General features: G+C 55.4%; 23 protein-coding genes and 1 tRNA gene. 21 read left to right on the top strand and 3 right to left on the bottom strand.

Features of this window, described 5'->3' with window-relative positions; genetic code table 11:
• Positions 1-90 precede the first annotated feature (90 nt).
• From K3767_RS09460 to K3767_RS09440, 5 genes are all read left to right on the top strand, one after another.
• Positions 91-300, top strand: a complete 210-nt coding sequence (locus K3767_RS09460; protein ID WP_221173336.1) for a hypothetical protein — start codon at positions 91-93, stop codon at positions 298-300.
• Entirely contained in the window at positions 297-2,672 is a 2,376-nt protein-coding gene (locus tag K3767_RS09455) for a hypothetical protein (RefSeq protein WP_221173335.1), read from the top strand. Before K3767_RS09460 ends, K3767_RS09455 begins: the two co-directional genes overlap by 4 nt.
• Positions 2,673-2,904: 232 nt before the next feature.
• Entirely contained in the window at positions 2,905-3,732 is an 828-nt protein-coding gene (locus K3767_RS09450) for a hypothetical protein (protein ID WP_221173334.1), read from the top strand.
• 96 nt (positions 3,733-3,828) lie between these two features.
• Positions 3,829-4,380, top strand: a complete 552-nt coding sequence (locus K3767_RS09445) for a site-specific integrase (RefSeq protein ID WP_255592403.1) — start codon at positions 3,829-3,831, stop codon at positions 4,378-4,380.
• A gap of 29 nt (positions 4,381-4,409) precedes the next feature.
• Positions 4,410-4,685: a hypothetical protein gene (locus K3767_RS09440; RefSeq protein WP_221173332.1), complete on the top strand. Its 276-nt coding sequence runs from the start codon at positions 4,410-4,412 to the stop codon at positions 4,683-4,685.
• Between the two features lie 204 nt (positions 4,686-4,889).
• Here K3767_RS09440 and K3767_RS09435 read toward each other — a convergent pair whose 3' ends face one another.
• Both K3767_RS09435 and K3767_RS09430 read right to left on the bottom strand, forming a co-directional pair.
• The gene (locus K3767_RS09435) at positions 4,890-5,585 is read right to left on the bottom strand and encodes a hypothetical protein (protein ID WP_221173331.1); all 696 of its coding nucleotides are present in this window, start codon (positions 5,583-5,585) and stop codon (positions 4,890-4,892) included.
• 2 nt (positions 5,586-5,587) lie between these two features.
• On the bottom strand, positions 5,588-5,887 hold the full coding sequence (locus K3767_RS09430; RefSeq protein WP_221173330.1) for a hypothetical protein: 300 nt from the start codon (positions 5,885-5,887) through the stop codon (positions 5,588-5,590).
• Positions 5,888-5,976: 89 nt separating this feature from the next.
• Between K3767_RS09430 and K3767_RS09425 the strand changes: the two genes are divergently transcribed.
• The 11 genes from K3767_RS09425 to K3767_RS09375 all read left to right on the top strand — a co-directional run bounded on the left by K3767_RS09425 (position 5,977) and on the right by K3767_RS09375 (position 16,731).
• Positions 5,977-6,288, top strand: coding sequence for a hypothetical protein (locus K3767_RS09425; protein WP_221173329.1), 312 nt, complete (start codon positions 5,977-5,979; stop codon positions 6,286-6,288).
• 322 nt (positions 6,289-6,610) lie between these two features.
• On the top strand, positions 6,611-7,078 hold the full coding sequence (locus tag K3767_RS09420; RefSeq protein ID WP_221173328.1) for a hypothetical protein: 468 nt from the start codon (positions 6,611-6,613) through the stop codon (positions 7,076-7,078).
• A gap of 789 nt (positions 7,079-7,867) precedes the next feature.
• Positions 7,868-9,820 (top strand): AAA family ATPase, encoded by a 1,953-nt coding sequence (locus K3767_RS09415; RefSeq protein ID WP_221173327.1) that lies wholly within the window; start codon positions 7,868-7,870, stop codon positions 9,818-9,820.
• Between the two features lie 909 nt (positions 9,821-10,729).
• Positions 10,730-12,913 carry a DNA polymerase gene (locus K3767_RS09410; RefSeq protein WP_221173326.1) on the top strand — a complete coding sequence of 728 codons (2,184 nt, stop codon included), beginning with the start codon at positions 10,730-10,732 and terminating at the stop codon, positions 12,911-12,913.
• Positions 12,880-13,059, top strand: coding sequence for a hypothetical protein (locus K3767_RS09405; RefSeq protein WP_221173325.1), 180 nt, complete (start codon positions 12,880-12,882; stop codon positions 13,057-13,059). Before K3767_RS09410 ends, K3767_RS09405 begins: the two co-directional genes overlap by 34 nt.
• Positions 13,056-13,250, top strand: coding sequence for a hypothetical protein (locus K3767_RS09400; RefSeq protein ID WP_221173324.1), 195 nt, complete (start codon positions 13,056-13,058; stop codon positions 13,248-13,250). Before K3767_RS09405 ends, K3767_RS09400 begins: the two co-directional genes overlap by 4 nt.
• Positions 13,240-13,515, top strand: coding sequence for a hypothetical protein (locus K3767_RS09395; protein ID WP_221173323.1), 276 nt, complete (start codon positions 13,240-13,242; stop codon positions 13,513-13,515). The genes K3767_RS09400 and K3767_RS09395 overlap by 11 nt, the downstream gene beginning before the upstream one ends.
• 23 nt (positions 13,516-13,538) lie before the next feature.
• On the top strand, positions 13,539-13,802 hold the full coding sequence (locus K3767_RS09390) for a hypothetical protein (protein ID WP_221173322.1): 264 nt from the start codon (positions 13,539-13,541) through the stop codon (positions 13,800-13,802).
• Positions 13,803-13,850: 48 nt separating this feature from the next.
• Positions 13,851-14,192 (top strand): hypothetical protein, encoded by a 342-nt coding sequence (locus K3767_RS09385; protein WP_221173321.1) that lies wholly within the window; start codon positions 13,851-13,853, stop codon positions 14,190-14,192.
• A gap of 1,123 nt (positions 14,193-15,315) precedes the next feature.
• Complete coding sequence (locus K3767_RS09380) at positions 15,316-15,939, top strand: hypothetical protein (RefSeq protein WP_221173320.1); 624 nt, start codon at positions 15,316-15,318, stop codon at positions 15,937-15,939.
• A gap of 636 nt (positions 15,940-16,575) precedes the next feature.
• Entirely contained in the window at positions 16,576-16,731 is a 156-nt protein-coding gene (locus K3767_RS09375) for a hypothetical protein (RefSeq protein WP_221173319.1), read from the top strand.
• 177 nt (positions 16,732-16,908) lie between these two features.
• On the opposite strand, the gene K3767_RS09370 is transcribed toward K3767_RS09375, so the two are convergent.
• Positions 16,909-16,995, bottom strand: a tRNA-Leu gene (locus K3767_RS09370).
• A gap of 106 nt (positions 16,996-17,101) precedes the next feature.
• Here K3767_RS09370 and larC point away from each other — a divergent pair.
• The 5 genes from larC to uvrB are packed head-to-tail and all read left to right on the top strand — an operon-like array spanning position 17,102 to position 21,415.
• Positions 17,102-18,307, top strand: coding sequence for a nickel pincer cofactor biosynthesis protein LarC (gene larC / locus K3767_RS09365; RefSeq protein WP_221173318.1), 1,206 nt, complete (start codon positions 17,102-17,104; stop codon positions 18,305-18,307).
• 25 nt (positions 18,308-18,332) lie between these two features.
• Entirely contained in the window at positions 18,333-18,893 is a 561-nt protein-coding gene (locus K3767_RS09360; protein WP_221173317.1) for a Uma2 family endonuclease, read from the top strand.
• Between the two features lie 25 nt (positions 18,894-18,918).
• Positions 18,919-19,119, top strand: a complete 201-nt coding sequence (locus tag K3767_RS09355) for a hypothetical protein (protein ID WP_221173316.1) — start codon at positions 18,919-18,921, stop codon at positions 19,117-19,119.
• Complete coding sequence (locus K3767_RS09350; RefSeq protein WP_221173315.1) at positions 19,116-19,385, top strand: type II toxin-antitoxin system RelE/ParE family toxin; 270 nt, start codon at positions 19,116-19,118, stop codon at positions 19,383-19,385. Before K3767_RS09355 ends, K3767_RS09350 begins: the two co-directional genes overlap by 4 nt.
• A gap of 5 nt (positions 19,386-19,390) precedes the next feature.
• Positions 19,391-21,415: an excinuclease ABC subunit UvrB gene (uvrB, locus tag K3767_RS09345; protein WP_221173626.1), complete on the top strand. Its 2,025-nt coding sequence runs from the start codon at positions 19,391-19,393 to the stop codon at positions 21,413-21,415.
• Positions 21,416-21,417 lie beyond the last annotated feature (2 nt).

The raw sequence follows: 21,417 nt of genomic DNA, 5'->3' as shown, positions 1-21,417 counted from the left end.
AAGCTGAAGGACATAGAGAGAAATTTATGTTTTCCCTCACCGTTCCCGGAACTTAATTATGGAAAAAGGAAAAACAGGGGGTGAGGGAAAATGGACGGACTTTCTCTATCAGCCACCTCTCAGATACTTGCTTTCGACGCGCATCAGGCGGAACTGATGGCGCGAGTCTTTACCATCCTTCTCTATGCTTTGCCCGCGATAGCTACCGTCGTGGTCGTCTACTACCTCACGGTTTCTCTGGTGACGCACTTCATAGGCGACCGGATGCCATTGCCATCTGGGCGGCGAAGTTGGTATTGAATACCTTTCTTATTACGCTTCTCTTAGGCGCGGTCATTAAGGTGGGGGACAGGTCGGTTATTCCCGACAGCGTGGAATCCCGGTTTCGAACGAGCGTTAACCGCGCAATCACCTTTCTCAACCCCGGCAACGACGCCCGTGAGGTCAAGGTGGACGCTTTCGGCGGAATGCCGTTTGAGGCGTACGCGTACCTCACCGAGGGCGTGTCGTTTGCGACGCTTCCCGGCGAGAACGCCTGCGCTACGGGCGAGTTCAAGAAAGAAGTTATGACCGTCTATGTCGTCGAGCCGGGAAGCGGGGATAAAGGTCTGCGCGGCGCGCTCGCCGCCTTAAACGAGGTTTCCAGCCGTTCCGGGGCGGGGAAGGCTCTCATCTTTCTCTACAACACCTTCGCTTCGCTATCGTTCACCGCGTCACACCTGGCCGAGCTGGATGTGTTCAAGGGGAAGTTCCTCGCGGGGAAAATACGAAGGGCGATGAAAGACGCAGAAAGGGCTTTAAAGGGACAAGGACGGTTCAGCGACTACTCGTTTGCGGCCTTGGCAGACAGCGCGGAAGTATACGGCGCGGGGGAGTTGCCTGAGACGACCATCGTCGCGCCAAGCCTTCAGAGGTTCCCTGGCGGGGTGTATGGATACGCGAGGTACGCCGTGCGGCGGGTAAAGAGTCCCGACGTGGCTTATGTGACCAAGGCGGTTCCGATGGACCGGATAGTGAAACTCGCCCGTGAGGGGACCCTCGACGAAAACCCCGCGATAGTCACGGCAAACGTGGGGCAGAACTACTTCGACGCGCAGAAAGCGGGCGTCTCACCTCAGCTGTTTGTGCGCACTCACCTTCCGCTCTTTCTCGAAAATTGCAGGGCAGACCTCGACATTCACCCGGACGATGTGGACTGGGAAAGAGGCGATGGCCTCGTCCAGGTCCTCGACCCGTGCAAGGTGAAGGTGAAAAAACCTGCGGTGGCAAGTACCGGAAGCGGGCAAGGGTTCGGCAGCCTGAACGATATCGTAAACAACCTTGTAGGCGAGTTTTTCGGCGGTAGTTTCTCTCTCGGCGGTGGAAACTCTTTGATAGGCGCGCTTGCGGGGCTTCTCGACTCTGCGGACTTCGGCTTCAGCGTCCGGGACGAGGCTTGTAGTAGCCCTGAAAATCTCGAGGCCGCGTACAGGAAATACGACGAGTTGTTGCGTTCAGACGACACCCAGTTTCGCGCCAACCGGGCGTGTCTTGAGCTGGGAAAAAACATTACCGGCGCTCTTCTCTACATGAGAAAGGTTGCGCAAAGGAACATCGACAAGTACGACGAGTACCGGTTCGGCAATTCTTCCGTCTACGCTTCGCTTCTCACGGACCGGTTGGTGTTTGCCGAGGTGGTGCCTCTCGTTCCGGGTAGTGAGGGCGGACCCGGCGAGTATGGGAACCTCGCGGACGCGTCCGGCGTTCTGAGAAGCGCGCTTGCGCCCGTAAAAGGGATAATTCCGTGGTCGGGGTTCAAAGTTAAAGAGCCTGGGGTAAGCGAAAATAAAGAGACCGACGACTGGATTAACGGTAATGAGGTTGTGGCAGGCGTAGTAGGAACCGGTTTCACAGCGAAATTCCTCAAAAAACTCGGCCTCGACCAGATAGTTTCGAAACTCGCTACTTTTCTCTCGCGAGCGGTCAAACTCTTCGAAGGACCGGTAAGAATAGCCATCATGGCTCTCTCGATGCTTCCGGTTTCAGGCTTACTTCTCATGTATACCCTCGGCTACTTTACCGCTCTCTATGGAACCACGGCGGGGATAGCGTTATTACCGGTGTGGCTGCTCTTTGCGTTCGGAAAGACCATGACGGCTACGGTGGGCGCGGACGAGCAGAGAGGGGAATTCTCGCTCATCCCGATGGCGCGATTTGCTTTCGTCCCGGTAGCGGTGGGTGCGGAACTCGCGGCTCTCGGCGTGGCAAGCGCGATGACGCTGAGTTTTATCTCGAATCTGTTTTCGAACGGTTTGACTTATTTTTGGTCAATATTGAACGCATACATGCACAGTTTTCTAGGGTTAAGCGTCCAAAACCCTCTCAAACTGATAACGGATTTGTTCTGGCCTCTCGGTTTGAGTTTCGGCTTGACTCTTCTTCCCATGTTGGCCCACCAGGTGGTCTTCGGACAAGAGTATCGCCCGATGCTTTACGGCGCGTTCTCGATGGGCGCGGTGACGGGGGTGTTCCAGCAGGCGGAAGCACAAGCTCAAAACCGGATAACGACCGCCTTCGCAGGCGGCGAAGGCGCGGCGGTAAAGACCGTCGCGGACAGCCTATCCCCCAGGGCGGATGCGTTCGCTAAGGGCAGAGGCGCAGAGACCTTCGAAGACCTGGAAAAAACCCTCTAACCCTCACCCCCTCTCGGGACGGTCTCACGGTCGAGGCCGTCCCTCTCTTTTATCTCTACTCGTTTTTATCCATTTTCGGGTAGAAACCTCGATTGAAGGTAATCAACCACGACCGAGAAGCCTTGAAAATTAAGGATTCTGAGCGGATAAAAAGTGGAAGCTCTGGTCCTGTTTTCCTCTGTTTCACTCTTCTTCATATTATTAAAAAAGGTAGTTGAAAGGGGGAAGAAGGATGAGGCAGATGAATGCAATTGAAGCGGTAGAAAGAAACGAGGCGATGGGCGAGTTTTGGATGGTCTTAGACGAGGTTCTTCCGGACTGGGCGAAAGACGCGAAACTGGGCGAACACGAGGACCTCTGGCGCGAGATGGTTCGCCGGGAATGGATGCTCTTTACGAAACTTTGCCGCGCTTGCCAGACCGCGCTTCTCGCTTGGGCGAAGAGAAAACGCAGGAAAGAACCATCGAAGAGCGAACAGAAATTGCATCAGTTCCTGCGCGGACGCGACCCTCTTGACCCGGATTTCTTACTTGAATGTGATACAGTTATGCTCGTCCGTTACATTCCATCAGGCGTAAAAGTCGAGAACAGAGAGGATATGCGTGAAGACGAGGAAGAACAAAAGAAAAAAGATAACGACGAACGGTGGCGACTCATAATCCAGGTGAGGGAAGAGGTTCCGTTAGAAGAAAAGCGAAAAATCTATACCACACACGGCGTCGTGACGAAAACGACCAGGTCGGTCTTGCACACGTTCCATGTTTGCACCGTCCCCCCTCGCGACGACATTACGCGGCTTTTTGAAGAGCTGACGGATAGCTGGGCGAGATTGAAGAGTCTCGTCTGGCACCGCGAGAGGTGGTCTATGCAGTCGATTGCGGACGAACTGGCTGATAACATCTACCGTCAAGCCAGACAGGAACTCATCAAGAAAGCTAATGAGGTAAGGATAAGAGAAGCTAAGAAGGTTGAAAAAGAACCTAAAACCCCAACCTCGCCCGAAACCTCGACGACGGAACCCACCCGGATTCTGCCGTTCCGTCGTAGAAGTATCCTCTAAGGGGGTGTTACCATGCATACTCTAGCCGTCCGAACCTCGAAAGGCGTCCTCACCCCCGCCTCAACCGGGCGGGGGCTTCCGTCCTACTTGAGCGAGGTGCAGGTGAACTCACTGACCGCACAATTCCAAGCCTGGTTTGACTCTGCGCGCACGGAACGAGAAAGGAAAAGGCGCGCCCGGTATTGGGCGACTTTTCTCGTCTTACGCTTCACCGGCGCCCGCCTGGGTGAGGTCCTGGCAATACAAGACGATACCGACATCGACTGGCGGAACGCAGAGGTGAGGATACGCACGCTGAAACGCCGCGGTGAGGCGACTCGGACCGTCTTTCTTCCCGCAAATGTCGTCGCCGAACTCTCGCAAATCCTTGTAGCTCACCCGGACCTGAGAGGACGGCTTTTCAAACTCGACCCGGCGAACTTCCGCAAGGTCTTCCGAGCGCGAGCTGAAGAGGCGGGGATACCGCGTAAATTGTCCCACCCGCATATCCTGCGGCACACCCGCGCAATCGAACTCATCCGCGCAGGGGTGCCTCTCACGCTCGTTCAGAACCTGTTAGGTCATGCGAGCCTCACGACGACGGCGGTATACCTGCAAATCCACCCGGTCGAGGCAAAACATATTTTGCGTGAAAGGGGACTCATTTAACATAATCAAAAACGATAGGGGGTGTAAACATGAATGAACTCGAAAAACGCATCGAGGCTCTAGAACGAGAAAACGCGGTTTTGAAAGGACAGGTCCAGGCGCTCTGGGAAACCCTGCGAGAACTAGCTAAAAAGGTGGACACTCAAAGTGAAAAATTGAGCACCATAGACGGAACTGTCAACCTCGTAGCTAACCGCCTGGACGACCTGCGGTGGGGACGAGATGACGCTGCCTCTATCCGCATCCCACCGCGGGACTATCAGCCCGACTGGGACGACTGGGACGAGGACGGGTTCGGAATGTAACGCATCGCTGCCCCTCACCTACTGCCGGGGGCGGCGGGGAACCTCGCCGCCCCCCTATCTTTTCGTTTCTCGATAACTTGTATGAAGTCATACATTTAATTTCACCTCAACCCCAACCCGGAACCTCGAAACACAAAAAAGGGCGGTCTCGGAAGAGAAACCGGGACCGCCCCCGAGGAAGGGGGAAGAGGTGAGGCGGTGCGGCTAGAACATCAACCCGACGCCAGGGCCGTTATCCTGGATGGAATAGCACTGCAAAATCTGCATGGGAACCCTAGCCGCGGGACTTCCGAACATGTCGCGGGTCTTTACGCCCCGGGCGAATACCGTAAGCCCAGTGAGAAACATCTTCCCGTCTACCTCGCACATGCGCGGTATAAACACCGTTCCGGTTTTTCCATCTTTATACAACCAGTAAGCACACTGCTTCGCCTTATCCACACCAGCTATTTGAAGGTCTTGGTCGTTGTAAAAATCATTGTCGTAAACGACCGTTATTCCACGCTCTGCGGCCTCATACTGCTTCATTCCCTCGAACTTCTTCGCCTCGTCTTCCGTCATAGGGCGGATTTTGCCAAATTTGTAGAACCGCTTGAGACAATAGACAAGCTTCCTCGCCTCGGTCGTCACCGAGGAACGGAACGCCTCTTTCGCGTCACTCACCGAAACCCCGAATTCCGGCGCGTAATACTTCGCCAGCCTATCCAGAACCTTTTTCGGCGGCATCATCGCACGAACCACGTTCGGAACTTCCTCTTTCTTCACCTTATCCATCATACCGAGAAAATATTTATCCCCTTCATCAGCATCCATCGCCCTCGCCGTCCCCACGACCGCGAAGGCAAAAAGGAAGAGAACCAGCGCCAAAAGTAGAGTTTTCGTTTTTGCTTTTGCTTTCATTTTTACACCCCCTTCTGCGTATTTTTGTCTTCATACTTGTCTTCACACGCCAGCACCGCCCGCAGACCGTCTCGCGAGCCGCGCCGGTGAGAGTCACCCAAGATAAGAAGACGGCAGGTGCCGTCTTCGACTAGCGCGGACAAATCCTGCGCCCGGACGTGGATAGAGCGTTCGTTCCAGAACTGGACGACGGTTCCCACAGCGCGAGGAAAAAGAGCGACAGACAACGCAATTAAAAACCCCAGTAAAACCCCCAAGACCGTTCCTAGAAAACAAATCTTGAAAAATTCGCCTTTCCTCATCACCCTTACCCCCTTCCTCGTGTTCGTTTTGCCTCTGTTTTTATTATTTGTTTAAAGAAATCTCAGAGAAAAAGAGAAGAAGACTAAAATTGAAATCCAACGGCATTTTCACGAAAACCTGTTTTAAAGCCTCGACTGAGAACGAAATTTCTTTTGAAGGCGGTCCGTCTGTGAGCCGAGAGACCGCCGAGGTTAAAACCGTGGTCGAGGTTGAAGTCGAGGTTGAGGTTGTAGTCGAGGTCGAGGTTCCGTGCGCCGCCGAGAGGGGGGAAGGAATTGCGCGGTGGAAAATCCGCCGGGAGGCGGAAGCCGAAGGCGGAATGCGGTGCTCAGGCAGGAATCCTTTCCCCAGGGCGGCGCACGGGTGGGGCGACCGCCGTAAGGCGGAAGAAGGCGACTGAGAAAGTCTTCCGAGGTGAGGCGTCCTGCGAAGCAGGAAGAAGGCGATGAAACCCTTTCCGAAGTGAGGCGACCGCCGAGAGGCGGAAGAAAGCGTCGCCTCGACTTCCGAGGAAGAAAACGCCCGGCCTCGCCGGAAGAAGGCGTCTCAGGTTTACCTTCTCAAGAAAATTACACCCGCCACCCCGTCAATACCCTTTCCCTCAATAAAAAGAGATGGTTCCTATCCACTTTTCCTCTCGGAAATTTCTTTGATTTTTAACAAAAAGAGAAAAGCCTCTTCCGGCGGGGGTGGAACCGGAAGAGGCGGAAGGGGGAAAGGTGATGGAAAGGTTAGACAGTCTCTCTCACCTTTATAAAGAAGAGAAAAACCTCGCGCAAGCCCGACTGCAACCTCGCCAGGATGTTCCTGATTACGTTTCCCGCGCCGTCCGCCGCGACTGGTTGTGGGCGGACCGGTTCGTCCCTCACGTCCAAACGATTCTTTCTTCAATCCTCGCCCCGGTCGCACCTCTCTCAATAGACCGAGACGAGGCGACGGACTTCATGGTTCTCGAAAGCCGCGGCGCCCGCGTCGCCTGCCGAGTGAGACGTTTCCCGCGAGCGGAACGCTTTTTCGAGACAATGCGAGAGGAAATCACTCTGCGCGCTATCCGTCGAAATTGCGAAACCGAACTCGATAAAATCCTTCAAGGTCACGCGGACTTCCTCTTCTACGCTATCGCCGCACCGGATGAGACGGATTTCGCTTCCTGGTCCTGGCAGACCTCGCCGTCTTCCGCGAGTTTGTAAAGAAAAACGAACGCATCCCCGGCCGCCTCAAGTGGAACCGGGACGGTTCGTCCGCCTTCCTTATCATCCCCCTCTCTTCTATGCCCGCTGAATTCGTCCTCGCCCGGGGAACATCTCTGAAAGCGTTCCTGCACCGCCGGTTCCCTCGCCTTTTCAACTAAAGCGCAAAACCCTTCCCTCTCACCATACGCCTCACCTCAAAAACCCCCGTCGCCGAAACCCAGGGCGGCGGGGTTTCGTTTCGTGTGTTTTGTAAGAAGTCCTACAAGTTAGCGTCCGTCCCGCCTCTCGCCGCCGGAACCCCTCGACGACCGGGCGGTCCGGGCGGTCCAGGTCTCAGGTTAAAAGTGGACTTAATGGTTTAGTTTTCCTCAATCTTTATTCATTTAAACATGAATAAAAAGACATTTTGCAGGGGGTGATGAAAATGAAGAATGCAACTGTCGTCGAAACAATCCTTAGAGGGCGCGGGATGTCCACAGTGGAAAAAAGCATCCTTATTCACGCTTACCTCGCCGGGCGTAGTGAGATTACCAGCCCGCAAGTAGCCAGGCACACCTCGCTTGGCTTCACAACTATACAGCGAGCCTTGCAAAGAATGGCTCGGAAAGGCTTTCTGCGCATCGTTCGGGACAGTCGAGGGCGAGTGGCGAAAATCTACCGCGTCCCTACAGGGTTCACCCTCGACGCGGACGAGAACCTCGTCCCTATTTGGGAACCTCAAACAAATTAAACCCCCGACGGGCGGGGGCGAGGAAAGGGCAAGAAGAACGGATAGGAGGTCCCTGCATGAATAAAGTAGCAAGGAAAGAGGATGCGGTCAAGCTTCTCGAGGAAGCTCGCAAGCAGCTAGAAAAACAGTTTCCCAACCATGACTTCACCTGGTCGCCGTTCCGCGAAAGCGCTGGGTACTTTTACCACACGGCGCTATGCCCCTTCCACCCTGAAAGAGTGGGAAGAAAAGACACTTCACCTTCGTTCACCTTAAGCTTGCGTAAGGGAACCGGGGAAAACAAGGTTCGCTTTAAATGCTTCGGCTGTCAGATATCAGGTCACATTGAAGCAGATAAACTCTCTATTTCAGACAGAAATGGGGATGTTGAACCGGAAGTCCCTCAAACCCACCGGGAAGAAAAAAAGTACTCAAAAGACGACTGTTTCAAATACCTACGCGAGCGCCTTGGTGAAGACGCCGCCGACTTCCTGTTAGAAGGCGTCTTGAGTATAGAAGAACGCGATGGTTCCGCTTACATCGCTTTCCGTTATCACGACCCCACCACCGGGCTGAGCCGTTGGAAGTTTCGTCCACCCCGCGAAAAGCGATTCTTCTTTTCAGACAACTCAAACGACGGCGGAAATATCGTCTTCTTTGCCAGACGACCTCTAGAACCGTCACAAACAGCCCTGGTCCTGGTCGAAGGTGAGTTTGATGCTCTTCAAATAGCGCGAGCCGTCCGGGACCCCTCAATCGTTCCCGTTGCGGCGGGTGGGGCGTCTGCCTTACCACAGGTAGGACGAATGCTCGCTGAAATTTTTCCCATCATCATCCTTGCCCCCGACCGGGACCGCGCCGGATTCGAGGCGCTGAAAGAGGCTCTGCGGCGAATCAGGTTCGCGGATGTCTTCGTTTTACGGTACGAAAGCCTTAATCCTCACGCTAAAGACCCGGATGAAGCTTTCAAAGACGTTTCTCTTTCGAGAGAAAATTTTCTACGTCTCTGCGAGAGTAGAGCGCATTTTCTTCAAAATGCGCAGATAGAACGTCTGACGATTCGCGCCGAAGCTGAAAAAGCCTTCCCCGAACTGTACCTTCACCGCAGGGACGCGTTCCTTGACGCTGACAACATTGAAAAATCAACGCCGTTGTTAGAAGTCCCATTTCACATCCCCCGTCGTAGCGCTGCTCTGCTCGCGGGGTTTGGTGAAGTGGGGAAAACTACCCTCGCTCTTTATGTCTGCCTACTTGCAGGGCTTCAAGGTTTGAAGGCCGCCTTTATTTCTTTCGAAGAGCCTCGCGTAGACCTGTTAGAAAGGCTGTCCTGGCTAAAAGCCCGCCTCCCAGAACAGGACCGGGCGTTTTTACTAGAACGAAGCAAAGCCGAAACCTGGTTTGTCATCGAGGACGATGAAACGCTCGACATTCCGGGTATGCGCTTTTTCCGTCACGAGCGCATTACACCAGAAGCCCAGAAACTGCTCAGCTACGTAACCGCGCTGGCCCACGAAGGTTTCTCGCTAATCTTCGTAGACCACCTTTCAGCCTTAGGCGTGGATGCAAATAACAATCTGGACGTCACCGAAACGTTTAAACACTTCTACCACATAGCAAAAAAGACGGGCGCTACTATCTTCATTCTTCACCACATGAACAAAGCTCTTCTTAGCGAGATAGCTAAAGAAGCTTTAGATTTTGACAATAAAGAGTTGATAGCAAGCGCCATTTCAGGCGTAATGAACATTCAAAATACCACTCGTTTTGTCGTCGCGCTTCTAAAAGCGCATCTTGGGTTGCCGCCTTCTATCAGAAAACTCAAATCCCACGCTGTTGAGGCATGTCGCGACTGGGTCGCTGCGGTGTGCGTCAAAGCTAACAGACAAAGTAAATTTGACACGGTCTATCTAAACCTCTTCCGGAAGGATGAAGAGCTAACCTACCAGACAGCGAAACCGCAGTGCATACAAGATGCTCTCAGCGAAACTGGTAAATCCGTCAAAGGGGGTGATAAGAATGCAAAAGTCTAGCATACGCATACCAAACTGGTTTTTAACCGGTCCCTGGGTCTTTGCGCGACGTATCGAACATGAAGACGACGTAGACTGCGTCGCGGGTGTTTTCTACACCTACCGCATAAATCCTTTTGACACCCTCGTTCTCGCCGCTTTGGTAGCTTTGTACCGCCAAAAAGGAAAGTACTTCTCGCTTAAAACGAGCGCACACGAAGTAGCGCGAGTCTGTGCTCTTCCGTTAAACGCCAAAACGCGAGAACGAATACGAGAAAGCGTCCGTTTCCTGACCTCTTTTAAATGTAATACGAAAGATAGCGTCTATAAATCACCTAAAATCCCGCGTTTTGAACGTATTTTGCGTAGAACCGTGCTTGACCAGGGTATTTATGTAGAGTTCGACGATGTTTTCCTTAAAACCTGGATATCCGCCCTTAATAAAGGGGCTTGCGTTGCCTTGGACGTGCGCCTTTTTCACGCTCTGCGTGGACGACATGCGCGCTATGCATATTTAAAGCTTCTCGCACACGCTAGAGACCTGAGACAGGGGAAAAGAGAGGATTTTCTCTGGAAGATACTAACATTACACGTATATGCCCCCTCACCTCGCATCCGGCACGTAAGAGAGTTCTACCGCAAACACGTTTCGCGGATAGCCCCTCTACTAAACATACCTCTCTCGCATGCCGCGGACGGTTCGCTCAGGTTCGAAAACAAACTTTTCGCGCGGACCCAAAACGGACGCTTCGCGGACCCAAAACGGACGCTTCGCGGACCCAAAACGGACGCTCGTGCCCGGAAACCCTTGAGGCTGTAACCGTTTCAGCCCTTAACAATAACTTTAACAATAACTTTAAATGGGGCGGGCTGTTCTATACAGCCCGCCCCATTAAAGGGGAACAACAAAACTAAATAGGAGGTGCGGCGATGGCTTGGTTGAGGTTGGCGCTTGACTTCGAGAGGGACGAGCGGGCAGTGGAACTGGCGGTTCGCCTTAAGACGAACCGCCACCCCACCCCTCGCCGCAGCCGCCTGGTGGAAGCGGTCAAGGCGCGGCGGGCGGCGGAAGAGAAGCCTTTCCGCTTGACGCCCCGGACCGTTTTACCTACCAAACCTACCAAAGACACTTCAAATGTAGGAATCCTTACAAAACACCCTCTCGATTGCGAGTGGGTCCTGGTGAGGGACGATGCGGGTTTTGAAGAAGCCCTGCGGGCGGTCTCTCAGGCAAAGGTGGTCTACGCGGATTTTGAGACCGTCGCTGAAGACAAGGACGCCGCGGAAAAGGTGATACCCTGGCGAATGAAGCCTCGGCTTTTCTCAATTTACACCGGACGTAGGAAGGTCTACATACTCGACCTTTTCGCCCTGGGCGACGCCGCCGGGCGGTTGAGACGCCTTTTTGAGGTGGGGAAAGACAAACTGTGGGTCTTCCACAACGCGGCGTTTGACCTCGCCGTCTGGCGCGAGGCCGCCGGGACCTGGGCTGAGATTCCGTCCAGAGTGTGGGACACAATGATTTTTGAACGTCTAGTTCAGGGTACCCATGCTCGGCGTCCCACCGTGCCGGGACCGAGCCTCGCGTCGGTGGTGAAAAAGTATCTCGACCTCGAACTTTCAAAAGACGAGCAAGCCTCAGACTGGAACAAAACGGAACTTTCCCAGAGCCAGCTCGAGTATGCCGCCAGGGATGCCGCGGTTCTTTTACACGTTTACAGAGCGCAACGCGACGCGCTGTTACGGGCGGGTTGGAAGCGGGACGGCCTGGACCTGCTCTGCGTTTGGCTCGTTGAACACGTCCGGCTCGAAACTTCCCTCAAACGTTACTACCGCGTCAATCCTCGCTACACAGAACGCGTGGAAGAGTTGAGAAAGGCAGTAGATAAACGCGGGGAAGACTTCGCCCGGAAGTGGGGTTTCAAGTACTCGCAGAACCGGAAGATTGTCGAGAGACTGCGCAAGTTTGGGGTCGAGGTTGACGGCTTCAACAAAACCGCCAAGGCCGAGCTCGTAAAAATGATTGAGGCGGGGAAGCTTCCCCCGGACGCGGTAGACCTGGTCATTGAGGCGATAGAGTTGGGGAAGATTAAAAAAGAGTTCGACCTGTTAGCCGGTTACGTAGCGGCGGACCCGGCGCGTATCATCGTCGGCGCTTGCGGGGCTTCGACCGGGCGCTATGTCTGCCGCAACCCCAACCTACTTCAAATCCCGCGGCAGTACAAGAAGGACCTGCTCGTCCCACCGCCGGGGTTCGTTTTTATCAGAGCCGATTTTCCCGGACAAGAGATACGCATAGTCGCCCACTTTGCAAAGGAAGAGAAGATGCGAGAGGTCCTGGTGGACGGGAAGCACGGCGGGGACTTACATCGTCGCACGGCCTCGGCGCTGTTCGGCAAGGATGAAGTCTCGAAAGAAGAAAGACAGGTAGGCAAAGGCGCGAACTTCCTTCTCGTTTACGGCGGGTCCCCGCGAGCCCTTTATCGGACGCTCAAACAGCAAGGTGCGGACCCTTCGCTTGAAGACTGCGAGAGGTGGCACGCGGCTTTCTTTTCTCTCTACCAGGGCATAGCCGACTGGCATCGTCGAATCCGCCGCATCTACTACCGCAACGACGGCCAGTTTTGGGTTTACACCCCGGGCGGGCGTTCGCTGTTAGCCAAAGCGCCCAGTAAGGAAGAGTGGGATAAGGACACTACGCTAAAACGCAACCGCGGCGAGTGGACGGAACGCAAGGCATTAGCTGAAGGGTTAAAGCGAGCATTCAATTATCATGGTCAGGCCACCGGCTTTGACATCGCCGCCCTCGCGATGGTGAAAATCCGCGTCGAACTCGCCCGCCGCGGCTGGCTCGACGCGGCTTTCCCCGTCCTGCTCATTCACGACGAGCTGGTTTACTGCGTGCGCGAGGACCTGCGTTTCGAAGTAGCAGACATAGTCCGTGCGAAGATGGAAGAGGCTATGGACGAGCTTCTGCCTTTTGTGAAAGGCGGGAACGCCGTCCCGGAAGAGGACGTGCTGTTCGTTTACGAGGACGGGCGCGTCGAGACCCTCGAGGAAGCAAGAAAGGGGGTGGAAAAGTGCAAGGACGAGAACGGGTCTTCAGGGAACTGACGGAACTGGAAGAGGCGGCGTGGCGGACGGGGAAGCCCGCCGAGGCGTTTCTTTTTGACCTTCGCGCCGCCTGCTTACTGGGTCTGCTTTCACTAAAAGACGAAACCCTCGAACTCTTCAAAAAGCTGTACGAGGTTGAGGAATGAGAGAAGCGGACTGGCTAGAACTTGAACACCAAGCCGCGGACGAACTTCTCTTCCTGCGAGACCTCGTTAGGTGGGGTCTGCTTTCACCGGAAGAGTTTGAGTTGGAAAAACGCCTGCTTACGCTTCGTTACGGTGTGATGCTTAACGGACGACAAAAACACACTAAAAGGGGTGTGAGAGATGACCAGTAACGCAAACGCTTTACTCAAACACGTCGACGCCATCGCTGAATATTACGCGGTCGGTCTCAAACTCGCCGAGGCCGGGTTGCTTGACCAAGACCGAGGCACCATCGAGCGCGAACGAGACGAGGTATTCCGCGCCCTGCTTGCCGAGGCGCGCGAGGCTTTTAAACACGGGGAACTAACCGACGACGAGTTCCGGCGCGTCAAACAGACCCTCGCCCTCGAAGACGAGGAAGACGAGAAAGAGGCCGAGGACGGTTTGGGGATGTAAACACACCAAATAGGGGGTGTGCCATGGGAATACAAGAAATGAGAATACAAGAACTTTACGAGAGGCTTGAGAAACTCTCTGAGGCTTCACCACATTACCTCGACGACCTGCGTGGTTTACTAGACGAGGCTGAGATGGCGTACCGGTTAGGCGACATCACGCCGGATGAGTATAAACACTTCCTCGACGACCTGTCGTTCCGCGCCCGTCTCACAGGCTACACGGGCTTTAACCTCGACGACCACCTCGAAGACGAGGAAGACGAGGACGACGTTTGTTCCATGTAAACCACACCCAGGGACGGCGTGAGACCGTCCCCGGGAAAGGGGTATGAGATGAGACAGGAAACGCTGCGACAAGCCTTCAACCTTCTCGACGCCGCGGGCGAGGCTCTTCCGTTCTCGCCCGTCCCAGAGGTCATCCTAACCGCCGCTAACGCGGTCGAGGTTCTCGCAGCGAGCCAGGACCCCAAACTTCCCGCCCTTGCCCGCCGCCTGGGGGAACGCTACGCCGCGTCCTCTCTTACACACGTCGGTATAGTCCTGGGCGAGGTGAGGTTCGTTTTGGCGGGACTTCTCATCCAGGAACTCTGCGGCGACCGCCCGCCCGTCCGGGACCCTTCCGCTTTTATCCCCGTCTTAGAGGTCGAGGACGACGCGGAACCTCTTCCAGCGTAGCCCCACCCCACCCTTGCCCTCGCCGGGGCGGGGGTCCTGTTTCTCTCTGCGCTTAACTTGTAGGAACTCTTACAAGAGATAGAGAAGAGAGAACCGAGAGACGCGGCGAAGGTTTAGGTCGAGGCTGAGGTGAGGTTTGGACCCTTCGAAAATCCGCCTGTTTTTGCCGCGAAACCCCCTACTTTTCCGGGGTTTTTGAGGCTAAATATCGCGGACAGGTATCTAGATACCTGTTTGACGCGTTCCGTTTTCAAACGGTAAACCGTATATCCGGATTTTGGGAAAAACGACGCGTTTAAGGAAGGGTTGAAAGGCGACGGGATGTCCAGTCCCGTCGCGTGAGGTGAGGGTTAAGTAGTTTCGGTGGCAGGCGGTTCGACGGTACTTTCCGGTGGGCGAGCGTAACCCATACGGAACGGGTAGAGAGGGCAGTCTTTCACGACGCACTCTCTCACTTCCCGTTCGTTCCAACACGAGCAGTCGAGGCACTTATACCGGATAGCTTTCCTTGCCGTAAGTTCGTCTACTTTATGTCCATCCTTCCACTTGAACCTGTGCCACACTTTCATAACGACACCTCCCACTCGTTTTTTGTCCTTTTCGGGTAAAAGAAGAGCCAGGGAAAAATCCGTAAAATTTCGAAACATAGAGGGGGAATTTTGAGGGGATATGTCTAACAAAGGGTTTGATACCTGTTTAAGATTTTCGCTTAAAATTTCGAAATATATTCAGGCCAGGAACGACCAGAACGCCTTTTCTGAGCTGCGGTTCGACCCCACCCGTCCACGGAACGCACGCGGAACTGTTAGAGAGGTTTTTCAGACGCGGTCCGGCGAGGTTTTAGGTAAAGTGGATGGCTACTTTGTAGGAACTCTTACAAGCCAACCAAGAAAAACCTCGAATGCCTCACCCGGTCGAGGCCGTCGAGGTGAGGCGAGGATAAACAGAAATTTTCTCTGTTTTCTCTTTCCCGTGAACCTTTTTTCTGACGAACAGTCCTCGAAAACCTTTTCTCAACGCAAGAAATTTTTCTCTCGTTCTTCTTTCCTACAAACATATAGAAAAACATGTAGGGGGTGAGGGTATGCGCAGACAGAGACACAGACAGAGAGGAAGCGCGGTCTTGCAGGTGGTTCTTGCCGTCGCGGTCGTTGCCGTTATCGCGGCGGTCGTTGCGCCTTTAATCCTACAGTGGATAGAAAAAGCACGGATAGCCGCCGCGATAGAGGATGTCCTGGCGGTACGAACGGCGTTCCAGTCCGCTCTCGTCCGTGAGGGGGATGTCTGGGTGAAGGATGCGACAGTGAGCACGCAGGGATACTCGCAAGACCTCGAACCGCTGTATATTGCGGGACTCTCTCGTCGCGGTTTCTTTCTAGCTGCGCTGTTCGACATAGGGTATCTCAGCACGGATGATGTTTTGCGCAACAAACTAGTTGTTTTTGACCCAGAGGTCTGGGTCTGGCTCGCGGACGAAAACCCTTACCGGCGCGTATTTGTTCGCCTGCGCGCGTCCGCGAACGTTTCGCCGCTCGACTACGTCTGGAAGGCCGACCCGCGGAACAGATACGTGTATTACCGCTGCTTGCCTGAGCCGGACCACCCCTTCATCCGCTTCCTCGACGCCTTGGATGAAAGGTTGGATAACGGCGACGGTCCCGAGAACGGCTCGGTCCGGTGGGGCGAGCACGTCATAAATGGTTTTAGATGTGTGTCGGGTGACGCTTACATCTGGCTCGTCTTCTAACCCGCCACCCCGGGGGGCAGTTCCCGGGGTCCTCTCTTTTCCTCGCCTCTCAACCCGTTCGCCGGAATGCCTCGCCACTGCTGCGGTGCACGGGACCCCTAGATGTTGTATATGTTTACCCTTAACTACACCACATCCACTCAGGGAAAATCCAGGGAAAGAAAGAGCGCCTCACGAACGCACGATTTCTTTCGTTTTCTCGCTTTTACTGCCTCGCACGAAGGGGCGTATTTTCCTACGAATCCAAAGGTTGGAGGTTCGAGTCCTCCCGGGCGCGCCAAATTCCTCGAAAAAAAGCCCAGTTAGAGGACATCGTAATTGAGACCCTATTGCGATAAGCGAGTTTTTGACACTCTTTGACGCGTCCCGGAAACGCTTGAGTCTGAAGGGACGGCGGGGTGGTGGTACCTAAATTTTTGTGTCCGGGTATAAAGGGAAAAGGTAGAGCCTTCTTCCGGCGCAAAAGGTCCCTTTTTGTGTTCTCGCATTCGAGGGCGGACCACTACGGGGAGGCCCTGCTTTCAAAGCTCTGGAGGAAGGCTTGCGCTGAGATAGGTCTTGATATGAGGGCGTGAGGCACTATTTCGCCTATCAGCTGCTCAAACAGGCCTTTCCTATGAGGAGATTGGAGCTTACATGGGACATTCGGAAGTGAGAACCACCCGGAAGTATGTCCGTCTCAACCCGAAGCTCATCACCCTTTCCGAGGTGGAGGACCGGTCCCGAAAGCTGGTTTCCCTTGGGGACTGGCTCGAGAAGCAGGAAAAGAAGGCTTCCTCTAATCGGGAATAATCACCCAAAATCGGAAATCGAATCCCCTAAACCTCACTTGTTGAGAGTAATTTTCAACACGAACCTTCGACAATTCCTTTGAATATCAACGGATTGAGAGGGATTATTTAAGGTGTCCCCACACCGTCTCTGGAAGCGACCCCGCCTTTCTGAAAGCCGTGATAATCAAGGAAAAGATGGTGCCGAGGGCGGGACTCGAACCCGCACGGGGGTATCCCCACTGGATCCTGAATCCAGCGCGTCTACCAATTCCGCCACCTCGGCTCGTTTAAAGAAGTAAAATGAAAACCCGAACCTGTCAATCCTGCCCAAAATTATAACCGGAAACTGGCTCTGGCCAAACGCGGGATCTTATCCTATTCTTTTCGGCATGACCGAAAGGGAAAATAAGCGGGCCTACCTCCAGGCCGTGGGGGGGGTGGCCGGGGACATGTTCCTGGCGGCCCTCATCGCGGCCGGGGTTCCGGAAGAGGATCTTTCCACCTTCCTGTCCACCCTCCCCGGGGGTCTTATTCTTAAAACCGAACGCGTTTCGGTGGCCGGGATCTCCGCCCTGAGGGTCCGCCTTTCCGCGGCCGAACCCGGAGGGCTTCCCTCCCGGTTTGCGGAGTTCATGGCCCTTCTTGACCGTCTGGATCTTTCCGAAGGGTTGCGGGAAAAGGCCCGGGGGGTTTTCCGACGGATCTTTGAGGCCGAGGCCCGGGTACACGGGGTAAGTCTGGAGGCCGTGAACCTCCACGAGCTTTCGGCCTGGGATACCCTGGGGGATGTGCTGGGCGTCCTCTGGGGGCTCGAGCGTCTCGGCATCACCGAGCTTTATGTCTCGCCCCTTCCTCTGGGACAGGGCCTGATCCATACGGCCCACGGTGTGCTTCCCCTCCCGGCACCGGCCACCCTGGAGATCCTCAGGGGCGTGCCGGTCTACGGCGTGGAGGAACGCCTGGAAACCGTGACCCCCACCGGAGCGGCCCTGGTGCGGGTGCTCGCCCGGGGCTTCGGCCCCCTCCCCGAAATGTCCCTCGAGACGGTGGGCCTCGGGGCCGGCCATCACGAGCTGAGCACCCGTCCCAACCTCCTGCGCCTCCTGGTGGGAACCTCCTCCCGCATCGGAAAAGAAGAGGTCTGCGAAATAGTCACCGATCTCGACGACGAGACCCCGGAGACCCTGGCCCATGTGGCCGAAAGGCTCCTTTCGGCAGGGGCTCTCGATGTGGGATTTTCCCCCCGCTTCATGAAAAAGGGCCGGCCCGGGGTGAGGCTCGAGGTGCTCTGCCGCCCGGAGGAGGTCTCCCGGCTTTCCGACCTCGTTCTGGAGGAGACCTCCACTCTGGGCGTGCGTATCCGACGGGTGAAAAGGCGCGTTCTCCCGCGGGAGGTGCGGGAAATGGAAACCCCTTACGGGACGGTGCGCCTCAAACTGGCTCGAACCCCCTCGGGCCGCCTCAAGGCCAAACCCGAACACGAGGACCTGGCCGGAGTGGCTTTGAAGGAAAGAAAACCCCTCCACCGGATCAAAAAGGACCTGGAAAGATGGACGGAGAGATATCTCGAAAAAATCGGCTATAATGAAAAGTAAAAGAACCTCTTTATGGAGGAGGCCCATGGGTTCGCCGGGGATCTTGAGGGCCTTTCCCCATTACACCTACGAGGACTACCGTCAATGGGAGGGGCGGTGGGAGCTCATTCAGGGGGTGCCCTACGCCATGGCCCCCTTGCCCCGCCCCAAACATCAGCTGTTGAGCGGACGCGTCCATCGTCTTCTCGAGGAGGCCTTGGAGGAGGCGGACTGTCCCGGGTGCGTGGCCCTTCTTCCGGTGGACTGGAAGATCGCCGAGGACACGGTGGTGCAGCCGGACAACCTGGTCTTCTGCGGAAAGCTCCCCGAGGACGGACCCCTCACCGAGGCCCCGGTCCTGGTCTTCGAGGTGCTTTCCGCGGCCACCGCCGCCAAGGACCGCATCCTCAAGTTCAACCTATATCAGGAGGCCGGAGTGAAGTACTATGTGCTGGTGGACCCGGATCGGGAGGAGGCCGAGGTCTTCGAGCTTTCCGGGGGGCGTTATCGGAGCCGTGGGGTGTTCGTGCGGGAGGATTTCACCTTCCACCTCGGCCCCTGCGCCATCAACTTCCCCTTCGCCAGACTTTTCCGCCGACCATCATAAAACACGCTTTATCAGGAGGAAAAAAATGCAAATAACCTTGAAAGAGCAGGAACTTAAAGCCATTTTGGAAGAAGTTTTACTTAAAATTATGATGGAGAAGCGCGAACTGTTTAAAGAAATCGTGGAGGAGGTCATAGAAGATGTTGCTCTAAGTAAGGCAATTGAAGAGGGAAGAAAAGGTGATTTTGTAAGCAAGGACGAAATAATGGAAATACTTTCCAAATGAAAGTAAAGTTTGAGAAAAGCTTTAAGAGGGATTTGAAGAAAATCAAAGATAAAACTGTTTTGGCAAAGGTAAAGGATACGATAGAAATATTGGAAAACATAGGAGAGATAGCAGAGTTTAAAGGAGATTTGGAAAAATTGAGAAGCGGATCAAACCAATGGAGAATTAAGATTGGAGACTACAGAATAGGCCTAGAGATTGAAGAAGACACGGTAATTTTTGTTCGCATTTTGCATAGAAAAGACATTTATAAGCACTTTCCTTGATAGTCATGTTTTACGGGCCGCGGGTTAGGGAGGAAAGGTTCCACCTGGCCACGGAGCTGAAACCCACCGGGGACCAGCCCCGGGCCATCGAGGCCCTGGTGGAGGGGATTCTTTCCGGGGTGAAACACCAGGTGCTCCTCGGGGTGACCGGCTCCGGCAAGACCTTTACCATGGCCAATGTGATCGCCCGGGTCAACCGTCCCACCCTGGTCATCGCTCCGAACAAGACCCTGGCCGCCCAGCTCTACCACGAGTTTCGCCGTTTTTTCCCGGAAAACGCCGTGGAATACTTCGTGTCCTACTACGACTACTACCAGCCCGAGGCCTACATCCCGGCCACCGACACCTACATCGAAAAGGACGCCTCCATAAACGACCTCATAGATCGTCTCAGGCACGCGGCCACCTCCGCGGTACTCTCCCGCCGGGATGTGATCGTGGTGGCGAGCGTTTCCTGCATTTACGGCCTGGGCTCTCCCGAGGAATACGCCCGGATGCACCTCTACCTGCGGGTGGGGGAGAGTCTTTCCCGGGACCGGATAATCCGCCGCCTGGTTACCATGCACTACGAACGCAACGACTACGACTTTAAACGGGGGACCTTCCGGGTGCGCGGGGATGTGATCGAGATCTTCCCGGCCAGTGAAGAAAAACGGGCGCTGCGCGTCGAGCTTTTCGGGGACGAAATCGAGGCCATCAAGGTCATTGATCCCTTCCGGGGGAAGGTGCTGGGACGCCTCAGGGATACCGTTATCTTTCCGGCCACCCACTATGTGACCGGGGAGGACCGGCTCCGGCGGGCCATCGAGGAGATCCGGAAGGAACTGGAGGAGCGGGTGCGCTGGTTCGAGGAACGGGGCCAGCACCTCTACGCCGAACGCCTCAAAAAGCGCACCCTCTACGACCTGGAGATGCTCGAGGAGATGGGCTACTGTCACGGCATCGAGAATTACAGCCGTCATCTCGACGGCCGCAGGCCGGGGGAGCCCCCTTACACCCTTCTCGATTACTTTCCGGACGACTTTCTCATCTTCATCGACGAGAGTCACATCACCGTTCCGCAGCTCGCCGGAATGTATCGGGGGGACAGATCCCGGAAGGAGACCCTGGTGGAATACGGCTTCCGGCTTCCCTCGGCCCTTGACAATCGGCCCCTGACCTTTGAGGAGTTCGAGGCCCGGGTGAACCAGGTGATCTATGTTTCGGCCACCCCCGGCCCCTACGAGCTTGAGAAGTCCGGAGGCCGGGTGATCGAACAGATCATAAGGCCCACGGGTCTTCTCGATCCCCGGGTGGAGGTCCGACCCGCGGAAAACCAGGTGGACGATCTGCTGGGCGAAATCCGCCGACGGGTGGCCCGGGGCGAACGCGTCCTGGTCTGCACCCTCACCAAGCGCATGGCCGAGGAGTTGACCGAGTACTACGCCGATCTGGGAATTAAGGTGAAGTACCTCCACTCGGACATAAAGACCCTGGAGCGGGCAAGGATCATAAGGGACCTGCGCCGGGGGGTCTTTGATGTTCTCGTGGGGATCAACCTCCTGCGCGAGGGGCTTGACCTCCCGGAGGTGTCGCTGGTGGCCATTCTGGACGCGGACAAGGAGGGGTTTCTGCGCTCGGAGCGTTCGCTCATCCAGATGATGGGCCGGGCGGCCCGGAATGTAAACGGCACGGTCATCCTTTACGCCGACACCGTCACCCCTTCCATGAAAAAGGCCATCGAGGAGACCAACCGTCGCCGGCGCATTCAGGAGGAATACAACCGCCGACACGGCATCACCCCCCGCACGATCACCAAGGCGGTGGAGGACACGCTGGCCCGCATCGCCGAGGCGGACTATGTGGATCTCCCGAAACTCCTCGAGGTGGAGGACGAGGACCGGTTTGAGAGTCTGGAGGAACTCAGGAAGGAGATCCGCCGGGTGGAAAAGGAAATGAAGAAGGCCGCCCGGAATCTCGAGTTCGAGAAGGCGGCGGCCCTGCGCGATCGGCTCTTCCGGCTAAGACAGATGGCCCTGGAGTGGTCGTAAAT

This window comes from Thermosulfurimonas sp. F29, assembly GCF_019688735.1.
Lineage (GTDB): Bacteria > Desulfobacterota > Thermodesulfobacteria > Thermodesulfobacteriales > Thermodesulfobacteriaceae > Thermosulfurimonas_A.
Note: the sequence above shows the minus strand (reverse complement) of the source record. Positions and strands in the feature narration are given on the sequence as shown.